The organism is Fastidiosipila sp., assembly GCA_012511175.1.
In the GTDB taxonomy this organism is placed as follows: Bacteria; Bacillota; Clostridia; order Saccharofermentanales; family DTU023; genus UBA4923.
In genome coordinates this window covers 26,185-40,371 of sequence record JAAZGO010000010.1, presented here as the reverse complement: position 1 = coordinate 40,371, position 14,187 = coordinate 26,185, and the positions used below count along the sequence as shown (strand labels likewise).

Below are 14,187 nucleotides of genomic sequence, written 5' to 3'. Positions count from 1 at the left end.
TTCAGACGATCAAGTCTTTTTGGCGGTACTCTTTTTGAGCCTCCGTCTCCTGATCGAGCGCGGCTCCCATGGTCGAAAGCTTGATATCCGCAACCCGGCGGTCGATCACTTCCGGCACGGCATGGACGCCTGCCGGGATCGAGCGGTGATGGATCAGATACTCCGCGCTCAGTGCTTGCAGCGAAAAAGAGATGTCCATAATCTCGACGGGGTGGCCGTCCGCTGCCGCGATATTGACCAGGGCTCCATGTGCGATGACATGCAGCTCACGGCCGTCTCTCAATGTATAAGCGGTGATGTTCTCCCTCACCGTCTCAACCTTGGTTGCCATGGCCTCAAGCGATACCAGATCGATCTCACGATTGAAGTGTCCGGCATTGCAAAGGATGGCCTGGTCTTTCATTACTTCGAAATGGCGGGGCGTGATGACGTCAATCGAAGCGGTCGCCGTGATGAACAGATCCCCCAGTTTGGCCGCCTCATCCATCCTGACCAGGGTGAAGCCGTCCATGATCGCCAGAAGTCCCGCGATGGGATCAATCTCGGTCACGATGACGTGAGCTCCAAGGGCCGCCAGCATCCGGGCGATCCCCCGACCCACCCAGCCATAGCCCGCAATGACCACCTTCATGCCTGAAACCATCAGGTTGGTCGCCCGCATGATGGCGCCGACTGTGCTCTGGCCGGTTCCGTAATAATTATCGAACCAGGTCTTGCACTGAGCGTCATTGACAGCGATGACCGGAAAACTGAGTCTTCCTTCCCGCTCCCAGGCGCGCAGTCTTTGGACTCCTGACGTCGTCTCTTCACAGGCACCGATCAGGTCACTTGCGCAGGCACTGCATTCGCCCATGAGCAGGTTGATCAGGTCAGCGCCGTCATCAATGACAATGTGGGGGTTCAAGCTCAACGTTTTTTTCCAGAATTCCCTGTACTTTTCGAAGGAAGCCCCATGGATGGCATTGACCTCGCAGCCGTCGGCCACCAGGGCCGCACAGATAGCGTCCTGTGTGGAATACGGGTTGGACCCGGTGACATAAACTTCCGCCCCGCCGCGCCGAAAGGCGCGGACAAGGCAGGCCGTTTTTGCCTCCAGGTGGACCGCGAGGGAGACACGTATCCCCTTAAAGGGTTGTTCTTTTTCAAAACGGTGCCGGATGGTTTCAAGAATGGGCATGTGGCGCTCCGCCCAAAGAATGCGCCGAAGCCCTTCGTCTTTCAAATGGATATCGAAAATTTCTGACATGCCAGACAAGCTCCCCGGGGCAACTGAAAGCAGTTGGTTTCCCTTATCGAATTAGCTAAATCTTAGCATGGCAGCATGAGGCATTCAAGGACAGTTGGCCAAAGAGGGGGCCGGCAGCTTCCGGCCGCCCGACCCTTTTCGCCGGCTATATTTCAAACTGGCTGCGGTAAAGGAAGGCATATTCGCCGTCCTTTTCCAGCAGTTCACTGTGGGTCCCCCGCTCCGCAATCCCCTTGTCAGAAAGCACAAGGATTTCGTCGGCATTTCTGATCGTTGAAAGCCTGTGTGCAATGACCAGGGTGGTCCGGTCACGCGACAGATCGTCAAGTGCCGCCTGAATGTACCGCTCACTGATATTGTCCAATGAACTGGTGGCTTCATCCAGGATCAGGATGGGCGGGTTGCGAAGAAAGGCGCGGGCGATCGAAATTCTCTGGCGTTCGCCGCCGGAGAAACGCACACCGCGTTCGCCGACCATAGTGTCGTAGCCATCAGGCAACGACTCGATGAAGTCGTCGATGTTGGCCCGCCTGGCCGCCTCCTTGATCTGCTCAAGTGTGGCGTCCCAGTTGCCGTAAGCGATGTTGTCGCGAACCGAGCTGTTGAAGAGGTAGACGTCCTGCTGGACAACGGCGATGTTGTCGCGGAGCGATTCGAGGGTGAAGTCACGCACGTCGATCCCGTCGACCAGGACCCGGCCCTCAGTCACGTCGTAGAAACGCGGAATGAGGGAGCAGATGGTGGACTTGCCCACACCTGAGGGGCCTACCAGGGCAACTGTTTTCCCCGCTTCAACTGAGAACGACAAGTTATCGAGTACATTTTCATCCTCATATCGGAAAGTAACCTGTTCAAAGCTGATTTCACCCTTAAGCGTTCCGGCATCTGCAGCACCGGGGCGGTCAGCGATTTCGGGTTCCGTATCCAGCACCTGAACCATCCGCTTGAATCCCGTCATGCCCTGCTGAAATTGTTCATTGAACATGATCAGAGTCCGGATGGGGTCCAGGAACATATTGATATAGAGCACATAGGCGATCACGTCAGCCGGATTGAGCGTGCCCCGGACAACGAAGAAACCGCCGGCGATCAGGGTGGTCAGGTAAAGCATGCCCTGCATGAAGCGGTTCAGGGTATGGTAGCGCCCCATGACCATGTAAGTGCGCCGTTTTGAGCGATAAAAAGCTTCATTCCCTCGGTGGAATTTCTCCATTTCAATGTCTTCGCTTGAAAATGACTGAACAGTCCGGATACCCGACAAGCTGTCCTGAACGATGGCATTGACGTCGGCAATTTTCCGCCGGTTATCCATAAAGGCGCTGGTCATCATTTTCCTGTAGCCCAAGGTAACTGCGACCATGACCCCTGTGAAGAAGATCAGGATCAGGGTCATGGGCACATGGATCAGGGCAAGAATGACAAAGGAACCAATCAACTTAAAGAAAGAAATAAAGACATTCTCCGGCCCGTGGTGGGCCAGCTCGGTAATATCATTCAAGTCCGTGATCAAGCGGGAGACCATTTTCCCCGTGCTGGTATTGTCGAAAAAGGAAAAGGAAAGCTTCTCCATGTGGGTGAAGAGTTCCCTGCGCATGTCCGTTTCGATCCGCGCGCCGAGAATATGGCCGTAGGAGGTGACAAAGTAAAGAGCTGCCGCCTCAATGATGTAGAGTGCCAGCATCAGAAAAGCCGTCCGGAGCAGGATGGGGATGATCAGGGACTGATCGCCCAAAGTAAAGATATCATTGATCAGGTAGCGGATGATGGACGGAAAGGCGAGGCCCACAGCACCCTCAATGGCCGCAAAGAAAAGATCCGCCGCAAAAAGCCAAAGATAGGGTTTGTAGTAGGAGGCAAAGCGTGCCAGAAGTGATTTGTTTTTCTCTATTTTCGTCATTCGTTGAGGACTCTGATCCGAGCCGTCCTTCCTTCCAATGTTGCTCCAGGCCACTCGTAAATCTACCATATTTCATTTGATTGGAGCGAGTTCTGTAACAAGAAGGTGTGAAAATCCGGCACATCCGGCGGCATAAACGTGTAGACTGATAAAAGAGACAAGAGAGTTTTCGGGAGGTAAAAATGGACGTCAAAAAAATTCTGGCCGCCACCGACCACACCCTCTTGCGGCCGGCCGCGACTTGGAAGGAAATTGAACTGCTCCTGGAGGAGGCCTTGGAATTCGGTTGCGCCTCCGCCTGCATCCCCCCCTCCTATGTTTACGAGGCAGCCTCTTATGTCAGGGGCAGACTCCCCATCTGCACCGTTGTCGGTTTCCCCACAGGCTATGACACGACCGGATCCAAACTCTTCGAGACAGAGGATGCGCTGGAAAGCGGGGCTGATGAAATCGACATGGTCATCAATCTTGGCTGGGTCAAAGACGGTCTTTGGGAACTTGTCCAGGATGAAATTGAGCAGATCCGCGATCTCTGCGAAGACACTGTATTAAAGGTTATCGTCGAGACCTGTGAACTGACGGGCCAGGAGAAAATCCATTTATGCCGGATCGTCACCGACAGCGGGGCTGATTTCATTAAAACCTCGACCGGCTTCGGTTCCGGAGGCGCAACTGCCGATGACATCCGTCTTTTTAAGGCGCATGTGGGACCGCAGGTGGGTATTAAGGCATCAGGGGGTATCCGGACGCTTGAAGACGCGAAGATACTCATGGATCTCGGCGCCACAAGACTTGGCGCCTCCAGTCTGGTCAAACTGGCAAGGCAGCTTGGCGATCAGGCCTGATCAAAAAGACCGGTCATTTCCCTGAGGTGAAAGCCGGAAGGCGGGCAGGTAACGGTCCGCTTCTCCTTGCCCGACTGCAGAAGCGCCAGAGCACTGGCAAGCGATTCGCGGCCTGCTTCACCCGGCGCGACCGGCGGTCTTTTCTCCGTGATGGCATCCAGCAGGTCGGCGTAAAGAAACGTATAAGGGTTGCCCATTTGTCTGACAATGCCCATGCCTTCGCGGTGGATTTGGCTGAAGACTGCTTTCAGGATAAGCTTGTTGGCGAGCTCCCTGCCCTGATCCAATTTGACGGAAACCGACTGATGGCCCCCGGCAAAGCCTGCACGGACAGTCCCTTTTTCACAGCGGAGAAAGAAGGAAGCCTCCTGGCGGCCGGGGTCAGTGTTGGTGGTCCCCTCCAGGAGCAGGTAACGGTTGCCTTCAAGTGTCAGGATCCCTGAAACAAGATCGGCGGCCTCCATGTCGTGGCACTGACGTGCCAGGACCGCAGTTGCTTCAAGAGGGCGTGCGTCCATCAGGTATGCCATCAGATCAAGTCCATGGATGCTCTGGTTCATCAAGGCACCGCCTTCCGCTTCCCAGGTTCCGAACCAGGCAGCCTGGTCGTAATAGGACTGATCATGCCCCCATCGCACAGAGGTCACACCATAGAGCACCTCACCCAGGAAACCGCCCTGAATCAAAGCCCGTATATCGCCGACACCGGGAAAGTAGCGGTATTTCATTCCCACAGCCAGGATACGTTCACGCGCTTTTGCCTCCGAAATCAGCTGGTCCGCCTGGTCCAGATCGAGGGTCAGCGGTTTTTCAATCACCAGATGCAGGCCGGCCTCCAGTGCCCTCATGGCGATCGGACCATGGGTTGGAGGGGGAGTCGCGATGACAGCAATGTCAAAAGAGAATTTTCGAAACAGGGTCTCCGCGTCGTGAGAAAGATGGGGTTGGGGCAGGCGTGGTCCGCGGTTTTTGAGAACTTCCTCCATCATCAGACGGTCACGGTCGACCAAGCCTTCCAGCGACAAAAAACCCCGCTTTTCAAAATAGCTGATTGCTTTGAGATGGGCCCGGGAAGCCCGGCCGCAGCCAACCATGACAAGGCGCAGGGGACGATCCGGTTTTTGCCTTTTAGCCATCTGACCGCCCTCTTACAAACTGATCCCCGTGCGGTAGCCTGCCCGCACGGCCTCCGTGATCATGCGGGGCGATCCTGCGTCACCGATCAAGCGGATTTCCGGCGCCGCATAGTTGTCAACCAGGAGCCGGTAGAGCTCCCGGTCAGATTCGCTGCCCGTGGCGATCACGACCAGATCCGCCTCCAGCTGGCGGGTTTCCATTTCCATTTTCAGCTGCCTGGCCAGAGGGTTGGGAACATTATCGGGCAGGAGCGGTTCCCAGGTGTTGTAGGGATCGGGAACGGTTGGTGACAGGTTGGTGCGGACAGTCACGCGCCCAAACTCAATCTGTTCCAGACTGGTACAGTTCATTAATTCAACCCCGTATTTTTCGAGTTCATGGATCAGGTGGCCACGGTTGGCGGTGCAAATTCCCTGCATGAAATGGGGGAGAGTCTCGGCGACTGTGACTTTCAAGCCATATTCCGATGCCGCCAGGTAAGCAATCTCACAGCCCAGGCTGCCGCCGCCGGCCACAAAGATTTTCTGCCTGCCGGCAAGGAGAGAGAGATCCTCCAGAAGCTGCCTGGCGGTAACTGCCAGATCAACCCCCTCCACATCGGGAATTGTCTCCCGGCTCCCCGTCGCGCAGACAATGCTGTCATACTGTCCTTCCGTCAGGACCCGGAGAGTCGCCTCCGTGCCCGGTCTCAAGAGAAAATGCGGTTTGTCACGCGCGGCTTTTGCTGCTGTCCGCTCCATCCACTCCAGGTAATTGCGAAGATCGCGCTTAAAAGCGGGAACCGACCCGAGACGGACCATGCCTCCCACACCGGCCTGCTTGTCGAAGAGATGAACCTCATGGCCCCGGTCCAGGGCGGCCATAGCGCATTCAAAACCTGCCGGACCGGCTCCGACGATAGCGATTTTCTTTACATGGGAGGCAGGCGCAGGCACCTCCGGCAAGCTTGATTCGAAAGAAGTCCGGGGATTGACGGCACACATGGGGTGGCCGCCTTCAACAAATTCATTGACACAGGCTTCCTGGCAGCCAATGCAAGGCCTTATGTCTGTGACGCGCCCGGCGTAAGTCTTGTTAGGCCACTGAGGGTCGGCCAGGAGCGGGCGGCCCAGCATGATCAGATCACACATGCCGTCAGCCAGCGCTTTCTCAGCCAGGTCGGGAAAGCCGAGTTTTCCAACGGCCGCGACCGGTATGGGCAGGCCCTGGTTTGAAACAAGCTGCTCCTCCTCGAAAAATTCTTTGACCAGGGCTGCCGCCTCGAGAAAAAGGCCGGGCTTCATGGTTGACGGGGGATGCGGCAGCCACCAGTTGTCATAGCAGCCAAGATCCACATCGAAAAGGTCAACGCCGGCCGTGACCAGATTTTTCATGTAGTCCAGCGACTTCTCCAGGGTGCGCTCCTTTTTAAACTTGCGAAGCGGCCGGACGGTACTCATCCGCTCACCATAGACCGCCTTCAGGGCAAGCGACAGGTCGATCCGGTACATGATGGGAAAATCCGGTCCCGTCCGCTTTCGGATCTCACGCACCACCTCCAGACCAAAGCGCTGCCAGTCGCCGTAGGGTCCCAGTTTTCTCCGGTTGAAGGCAGTATTGGCCATCTGCTCCAGGAGGTAACCCTCATGGCCATGCAGGTAAACACCGTCAATGGTGGCTGTTTTCGCGTCGGCCGCGGCCTGGCCGAAATTCCGGATGATCTGTTTCAGCTTTCTGCCCGGCAGGCGGAGACAGGGAACACCGGGCAAATAGAAGTTTGGATTAAAGGATGAAGAGACAGGGAATCTGTGCTGATTCACCAGGCACTGAGGGTTGCCGACACGGCCCAGGCCTGCTGAAAGCTGGATGAAAAAATGGCTCCCGGCGGCATGAATGACATGGGCCAGATCACGCCAGCCGGCAAAATAGGTCCGGCTCCCCAGAATTCTTGGGAAATAGGTGAGGTGGCCTGGTTCGGTCAGGGAGGGGTCAATGCCGAACGAAACCGGAACCAGACCGGAGGTGATCAGGCCGGCGCCGCCTTTGGCGCGCTCTTCATAATAGGCAATCATGGAGGAGGCGGGCCGGCCCGTTTCCTCCGCCATGGAGATATTTCCCATGGGCGCCATGACCAGGCGGTTTTTCAAAGTGATCCCGTTGACCTGCAGGGGTGAAAACATGGCCTTATACGGATAAAGGAGCTGAGTCATCCGCCCTGACGCCTCTTTTTCGGGATCAAGAAACCAGTTGCCTGTATCGCTGAGCCACTCAGTCAGCAAAGATTCGGGATACTTCTCCATGCTCTCACACCTCCCCTTCAAATCTACCAAAAATCATACCATGTATCCGCAGTCCGTCCGGCTGGAAAACCAAGTGAAGGCAATCGCGGGTTGACTCTTTATCTACATTGTCAATTCACCTATTTACTGTTAACATACAGTCGGTTGAAATCCACGAACCAAAACTGGAGGTGAACAAATGATTATCGGTGTCCCAAAGGAAATTATGCCTGGGGAGCGTCGCGTCGCCGCGTCGCCTGAAACAGTCGCCAAAATGGTCGGTGACGGTTTGACCGTCCTGGTCGAAAAAAATGCCGGAGAGGGAGCCTTCTACCACGATCCGGACTACGTGGCCGCGGGAGCGCAAGTGATTGATGACGTCTGCAGGATTTTTGAACAGGCAGACGTCATTCTCAAGGTTAAGGAACCCCTTTTCAACAAAGAAAAAGGAAAACATGAAGTGGACATGATGCATGAGGGACAGACCCTCATTACCTTCATCCACCCGGCCGCCCCCGCCAACCACGAGATGGTCAAGCATATGGCTTCCAGGGGAGTGACCAGTATCACCCTGGACGGGATCCCGCGCATCACGCGTGCCCAGGCCATGGACGCACTCACCTCCATGAGCACCTGCGCCGGCTACAAGGGCATCCTGATCGCTGCCAATGAACTGCCGCATTTTGTACCTCAGATCTTTACCGCAGTTGGCATGATCAAACCCATCAATGCCCTGGTCATTGGCGCCGGGGTCGGGGGACTCCAGGCCATTGCGACTGCCAAACGCCTCGGGGCCATCGTCTACGCCGGAGACATCAGGCCGGACGCGGCTGAACAGGCCCAGTCGCTGGGGGCCAAAGTGATCGATTTGGGCGTCCCGGCTGAAGAAGCCATCGGGGAAGGCGGTTACGCTCTGGCCCTGTCCGAGGAGCGCCTGCAAGAGGAGCGCCGCATTCTGACAGAGCACATCAAGGACATGGATATCGTCTTCCTGTCAGCCCTGGTACCGGGCAAAATGGCTCCCACCCTGATCACGGAGGAAATGGTAAAAATCATGAAGCCGGGTTCAGTCATCGTTGACATCTCCATCGACCAGGGCGGCAACTGCGAGATCACGCCGCCGGGAACCATCGAAGTCAAACACAGTGTGACTCTGGTCGGTATTAAAAACCTGCCGGGCCTCTTGCCTACGAGTTCCACCTGGATGTTCTCGCAAAATGTCTACAATCTGCTTTCCTACCTGATCAAGGACGGCAGGATCCATCTGGATATGGATGATGACATCGTTAAAAGCGCCTTGACCACGCACGGGGGCAAGGTTGTCCATCAAGGGACACTGGAGGCATTCGCCGCACTTGGTCATTAACATGAACGCCAGGGATGCCGCACCCCGCGGGGTGCGGCATTTTTCTGCGTCAACAAGTGCTCTGCACTGAATTAAAGGAGTTTGCTATGACAACAACACAGGGCATCCTGATCGCCGTATTCATCATGGCTACCCTGATCGGCTACAAGATTATCAACCGCGTTCCCAGCTTGCTTCATACACCGCTGATGTCTGGTATGAACGCTTTCTCCGGTGTCACGGTTCTGGGGTGTCTGGCTGCGACAGCTGCGGCTGCCCACTGGGGCAGCAAGATCATGGGTTTTATCGCCATTGTCCTTGCCACCATCAATGTGGTTGGCGGTTTCGGAGTGACCGACCGCATGCTCCGCATGTTCCACGGGAGCAAGGAGGAGGCTGAAAAATGATTCTTTCTGCGATTCTTTCCAAGATCTCTTTCCTGCCCGCTCTCCTGGTGGCCGAACAGGCTTCAACGGCTGAGAATATTGTCTACTACGTGGCTGCGGGAATTCTGACCGTCGCCGTCCTGGTCGGCATCTCCATGATGAGCCGGGTTGAAACCTCTGTGGCGGGCAATGCCATGGGAGCCGTCAGCATGCTGCTGGCCATTGTGCTGACACTCTGGTATTTCGGCATATTCAGTTTCATTGAACTTTGGGCAGCTATGCTGGTCGGGCTCCTGATCGGCATCCTGATCGCCGTCAAGGTCAAGATGATCCAGATGCCACAGATGGTCGGCCTGCTGAATGGCTTCGGGGGCGGTGCCTCCATGCTGGCCGGCATCCTGACCCTGATCGCGGCCAAGCCAGGCGAAACGGTTTTTTCGCTGGCAACCGCCGGGCTTGCCATCTTTGTCGGATCACTGACTTTAACGGGCAGCCTGGTGGCAGCGGGCAAACTCCATCATCTTCTCCCACAGCGCCCCATTGTCCTGAAAAAGCACCCTGTCTGGACGGCCCTGACTCTGATCTTGTCGCTTGTCACTGTGATCCTGCTGGTCTTTCCCGCTATCCTGGCAGCGCCTGTCCTGAAAGCAGTCCTGATCATCCTTTGCGCCCTGTTATCCGGCGCCTTTGGTGTCATCTTCGCCATCCGGGTCGGCGGCGCTGATATGCCCATCACCATCTCCCTGCTCAATTCTTTGTCCGGTGTAGCCGGATCCATCGCCGGCATGGCCATCGCCGATCCTCTTCTGGTGGCTGTCGGGGGTGTCGTCGGTGCCTCCGGCCTCCTTCTGACTCAGATCATGTGCCGGGCCATGAACCGCAAGCTCTTTGACATTCTGCTCGGCAAGACATCGGCGGCCGGAAAACCGGCAGGACGGCCGAAAGTACCTGATCCAGCGGGGAAGGAAACCAAAGGTCTTCCCGCGGCTGCCATGTCGCCCGGGGAATCCTGCGGATGCTGGCTCCGCGATGCCGAGCGCGTTATCATCGTGCCAGGCTATGGCATGGCTCTGTCCCAAGCTCAATCGACCGTCAAGCAGCTGATGACCGAGCTGGAAGCAGCAGGCAAGGAGGTCAAATTCGCCATTCATCCCGTGGCGGGCAGGATGCCCGGCCATATGAATGTCCTACTGGCTGAAGTTGACATTCCCTACGACAAGCTCTATGAGATGCAGGATATTAACGATGAGTTCAAGGACACGGATGTCGCCATCGTCATCGGCGCCAATGATGTGATCAACCCGGCTGCCAACACAGCAGAGGGAACACCTATTTACGGCATGCCCATCCTGGATGTCGAAGACGCCAAAAAAGTCATCATGTGCAATTTCGACAAGCTCCCCGGCTATGCGGGTGTCGACAATCCACTCTATGATGAGGGTCGCGAAGATCACATCGCCCTCATGCTGGGAGATGCCAAGGAAACGCTTGACGCCATCATGAAATCCTACCGCGAAGGGGGATTGGAACGAGAGGAAGAAGATCCCGATAAGGGTATCTTGACTCCTGAACTCCAGTGCGGTTTCTGGCTCCGGGAAGCGGAGAAGATCATCATTGTGCCGGGTTACGGCATGGCCCTCTCCCAGGCACAGTCAACCGTCAAGCAGTTGATGACTGAGCTGGAGCAGGAAGGCAAGCAGGTTGAATTTGCCATCCACCCGGTCGCCGGCAGGATGCCGGGGCACATGAACGTTCTCCTGGCCGAGGTCGATATTCCCTATGACAAGCTCCGGGAAATGGACGAGATCAACCCCGCTTTCAAAGAAACAGACGTGGCGCTCATTATCGGCGCCAATGATGTGGTCAACCCGGCTGCCAACACGGCAGAGGGAACACCCATTTACGGCATGCCCATCCTGGATGTCGAAGACGCCAGGCACGTCATTATTTGCAACTTCGACAAACTTCCGGGCTATGCCGGCGTCGACAACCCGCTCTATGATGAAGGACGCGAGGATCACGTCGCTCTCATGCTGGGTGACGCCAAAGACACCCTGAATGCCATCATCCAGGCCTTCCGGGTCTGCCAGGTACCGAAGGCACCGGCCGGGGAGGAATCCGCGCCGGAGGAGCTGGGCGGCAAATGGCTGAATGAGGCCCGGAGCGTCATTATCGTACCCGGTTACGGCATGGCCCTCTCCCAGGCGCAGTCACTCGTCAAACAACTGATGACTGAACTGGAACAGGAAGGCAAAGAGGTAAAATTCGCTATTCACCCCGTGGCGGGCAGGATGCCGGGCCACATGAACGTCCTCCTGGCAGAAGTCGATGTCCCCTACGACAAACTCCATGAAATGCAGGACGTCAACGAAGAATTTGCCAAAACCGATGTCGCTCTGATCATCGGAGCCAACGATGTGGTCAATCCGGCAGCCAATACGGCGGAGGGAACGCCCATCTACGGTATGCCCATCCTCAACGTCGAGGAGGCCAAACACATCATTATCTGCAACTTTGATAAACTGCCCGGCTATGCGGGTGTCGACAATCCTCTCTACGACGAGTCATACCGTTCCGGTATTGCGCTCCTGCTGGGAGATGCCAAGGAAACATTGAACGCCCTGATCCGGGCCTACCGCAAGTGTTGAGCGAATCACAGTTACGACCACGAGGAGGCCGCCCTGGGGCGGCCTTCACTTCGGACAGATTTTTTGCTGATTCAGCCGGTCGTCTTTTGATGCCTTGCGGGTCGATTTAACAGCCTTTTTGCAGATACATCATTCTTCAAAGGCCGTCCGGCTCAGCTCCGGCCAGCAAATGTCATGGCCCCTTTCCCAGGCGGTCTGGGCCACCCAGAAGGGATTGCGCAGCAGCTCTTTTCCCAAGGCAACCAGGTCTGCCCGGCCGTTGCCCAAAATTTCCTCCGCCATGTCCGCCTGCCTGATTCCGCCCACCGCAATGACAGGGAGCCCGCAGTTTTTTTTCACCGCCTCAGCCAAAGGAAGCTGATAGCCGGGAAAGACATCAATGGGTAGGGACGCGATCCCGCCCGAGCTTATATGGGCGATATCGATCAAGGAACTCGCCTGGTTAACCAGCCAGATGGTGTCATCCACACTGGTCCCGCCGGGCAGGTAGTCCGTGGCCGAAAGCCGGAATAAAATGGCTTTTTCCCCGGGCCAGGAGACACGCACCGCTTCCAGAACTTCCAGCAGGTAACGGGCTCTGTTCTCCAGGCTCCCGCCGTAGTGATCCTTACGCCTGTTGGTCACTGGAGAAAAGAAGCTGCTTAAGAGAAAACCGTGGGCTGCGTGAATCTCGATGGCGTCAAAACCGGCAGCATGAGCCCTCCGGGCGCCGTCACAAAAGGCCTCCTTAACCTGATCCATGTCCTCCTGATTCATCTCTCGGGGCAGCCGGTAGGTTGAGTCAAAGGCAATGGCACTGGGCGCAAGGGTGTAATCCCCTTGATCCGGACAGGCTGTGCACTTTCGGCCGGCATGGTTCAACTGAATGGCTGCCATGGCGCCCTCGGCATGGCAGGCGTTGACGATTCTTCGCAGACCTTCCACCTGGGAATCATCCCAGATGCCCAGGCAACGGTCGGTGATCCGCCCGTCGGGGCGTACACCAGTCGCCTCAACAATGATCAAGGCGGTGCCGCCGGCCGCCCGCGAAGCGTAGTGGATCAGGTGGCGGTCATTGGCCAAACCCTTTGAATCTGCGGCGTAAGTACACATGGGCGGCATGACGATCCGGTTCTTTAATGTCAGGTTTTTCACTTGGAAAGTTTCCAGTAATTTCATTTTCTCTCCCCTCTAGCCTCTCAGTTCCCTGGCCTTGGAATCAAGACAACAGCGGGCCGCTGTCTCCATGCTCCTGCATCTCGCCATGGCTTCTTCCTCGGATTCTCCTGCAGCAAGTGCTCCCCGGTTGCCCAGGATGCAGGTCCCTGATCCCGATCGGGCAAGTGCCTTCATAATTGAGGGAATACGGACAGGGGCAAAGCCGGTCCCATCCCCCAACAGTTCTTGATCCTGCGGACGGACCACTGGGACCGGCTGCCGGCAGGCCGCAAAGACACCGGTTGCCGGAGCCCGGGTAAGGATGATGCATTGAAGGCGTGGATAGCGTTTCATCAGTGCTGCGTGAATTTTCATATCCGGGAAAGGTTTTATGGCCCGGTCATTTTCGAGCGATTCCAGGTTGACGCGCAAGGAATCGCGGGGCGATAAAGAATGCTGCCAGTCACCTGAAAGAGTCATCAGCAAGTGTTGTTCATCTAATCGGAGTGAAACAGCGCCCACTGCTGCCTGAATCAAATTTTCTCCGAGGAGCTGGTTGACGCAGCGGGCAATTGCCTCCCGTTTTTCAAGCTCCCCCGGAGGAATCTCTGAAGGAGCACTTTCAATCGCCTTTTCGCGCAAAAAGGTCAGCCGTTTCCAGGCTGCTGCCCACGGCTTGATCCGCTTGACTCCGCCGAGCAGGGACCCTTCAATCAGGGCCTGGCAGGCCCTCTCCAAAGCCATTGTCACGGCAACAGCCTGGGCTGGTGTCTTGCCCAAAGCCAGGACATAAGCTTCCGGTTCCCTGCCATCTTTGGACGGACGAATGATGCAGGCGTTTCGTTTTCGCATGGCAGTCAATACCCGCCGGAGCTGGTCACTTCCCGCCAGAACGATCCGGGTGCCAATCAGGCTGGCTGCGTCATCCAAGGCAGGCGCAAAAGAAAGGAAATTCCGGATGTGGACTGTGTCGCCGGCGTAGTCGGGAAGGGATCGAAGCACCGCGTCCGCATCTGAGCGGACACGGAATAGGGAGGCCATGACCGGTTCACGACCGGCCAGTTCATCCGCCGTCAGCCGCTCAGTGGAGCTGGCGTCCCTGCTGGCAAAAAGAAAGGATCCGTCCGCTTGTTTCCATGCCATCCTGACCCTGGCTGTCAAAACGGATGAGCGCCTGAGTCTGTCAAAAACTGCTTCCAGGGCCGCCCGGTTTTCGGCTTCCATCATCCACCTCCCATCATGGTTAGCTTTTTCATTATAACCAAGGATGGCCGGATTCCAGCAGTTA

General features: G+C 56.4%; 10 protein-coding genes. 4 read left to right on the top strand and 6 right to left on the bottom strand.

What is annotated here, in order from left to right; translation table 11 throughout:
• Position 1: 1 nt before the first annotated feature.
• Positions 2–1,246: an adenosylhomocysteinase gene (locus GX839_01785; GenBank protein NLB04199.1), complete on the bottom strand. Its 1,245-nt coding sequence runs from the start codon at positions 1,244–1,246 to the stop codon at positions 2–4.
• Between the two features lie 145 nt (positions 1,247–1,391).
• A complete protein-coding gene (locus GX839_01780) occupies positions 1,392–3,143 on the bottom strand; it encodes an ABC transporter ATP-binding protein (GenBank protein NLB04198.1) in 1,752 nt (583 codons plus the stop codon).
• A 182-nt stretch (positions 3,144–3,325) separates the two neighbouring features.
• On the opposite strand from GX839_01780, the gene deoC reads away from it, so the two are divergent.
• Positions 3,326–3,988: a deoxyribose-phosphate aldolase gene (gene deoC, locus GX839_01775; GenBank protein NLB04197.1), complete on the top strand. Its 663-nt coding sequence runs from the start codon at positions 3,326–3,328 to the stop codon at positions 3,986–3,988.
• Here deoC and GX839_01770 read toward each other — a convergent pair.
• Both GX839_01770 and GX839_01765 read right to left on the bottom strand, forming a co-directional pair.
• Complete coding sequence (locus tag GX839_01770) at positions 3,979–5,124, bottom strand: Gfo/Idh/MocA family oxidoreductase (protein NLB04196.1); 1,146 nt, start codon at positions 5,122–5,124, stop codon at positions 3,979–3,981. The two genes, deoC and GX839_01770, sit on opposite strands and share 10 nt — an antisense overlap.
• Positions 5,125–5,136: 12 nt before the next feature.
• The gene (locus GX839_01765; protein NLB04195.1) at positions 5,137–7,404 is read right to left on the bottom strand and encodes an FAD-dependent oxidoreductase; all 2,268 of its coding nucleotides are present in this window, start codon (positions 7,402–7,404) and stop codon (positions 5,137–5,139) included.
• Between the two features lie 178 nt (positions 7,405–7,582).
• Here GX839_01765 and GX839_01760 point away from each other — a divergent pair, with 178 nt between their 5' ends.
• From GX839_01760 to GX839_01750, 3 genes are all read left to right on the top strand, one after another.
• On the top strand, positions 7,583–8,749 hold the full coding sequence (locus GX839_01760) for an NAD(P) transhydrogenase subunit alpha (protein NLB04194.1): 1,167 nt from the start codon (positions 7,583–7,585) through the stop codon (positions 8,747–8,749).
• Positions 8,750–8,835: 86 nt separating this feature from the next.
• A complete protein-coding gene (locus GX839_01755) occupies positions 8,836–9,135 on the top strand; it encodes an NAD(P) transhydrogenase subunit alpha (protein ID NLB04193.1) in 300 nt (99 codons plus the stop codon).
• Entirely contained in the window at positions 9,132–11,762 is a 2,631-nt protein-coding gene (locus GX839_01750) for an NADP transhydrogenase subunit beta (GenBank protein ID NLB04192.1), read from the top strand. The genes GX839_01755 and GX839_01750 overlap by 4 nt, the downstream gene beginning before the upstream one ends.
• Positions 11,763–11,891: 129 nt before the next feature.
• Here the strand turns inward: GX839_01750 and GX839_01745 are convergent, their stop codons facing one another.
• The gene (locus tag GX839_01745; protein NLB04191.1) at positions 11,892–12,920 is read right to left on the bottom strand and encodes an NADH:flavin oxidoreductase/NADH oxidase; all 1,029 of its coding nucleotides are present in this window, start codon (positions 12,918–12,920) and stop codon (positions 11,892–11,894) included.
• A gap of 12 nt (positions 12,921–12,932) precedes the next feature.
• The gene (locus tag GX839_01740; GenBank protein NLB04190.1) at positions 12,933–14,123 is read right to left on the bottom strand and encodes a hypothetical protein; all 1,191 of its coding nucleotides are present in this window, start codon (positions 14,121–14,123) and stop codon (positions 12,933–12,935) included.
• Positions 14,124–14,187 lie beyond the last annotated feature (64 nt).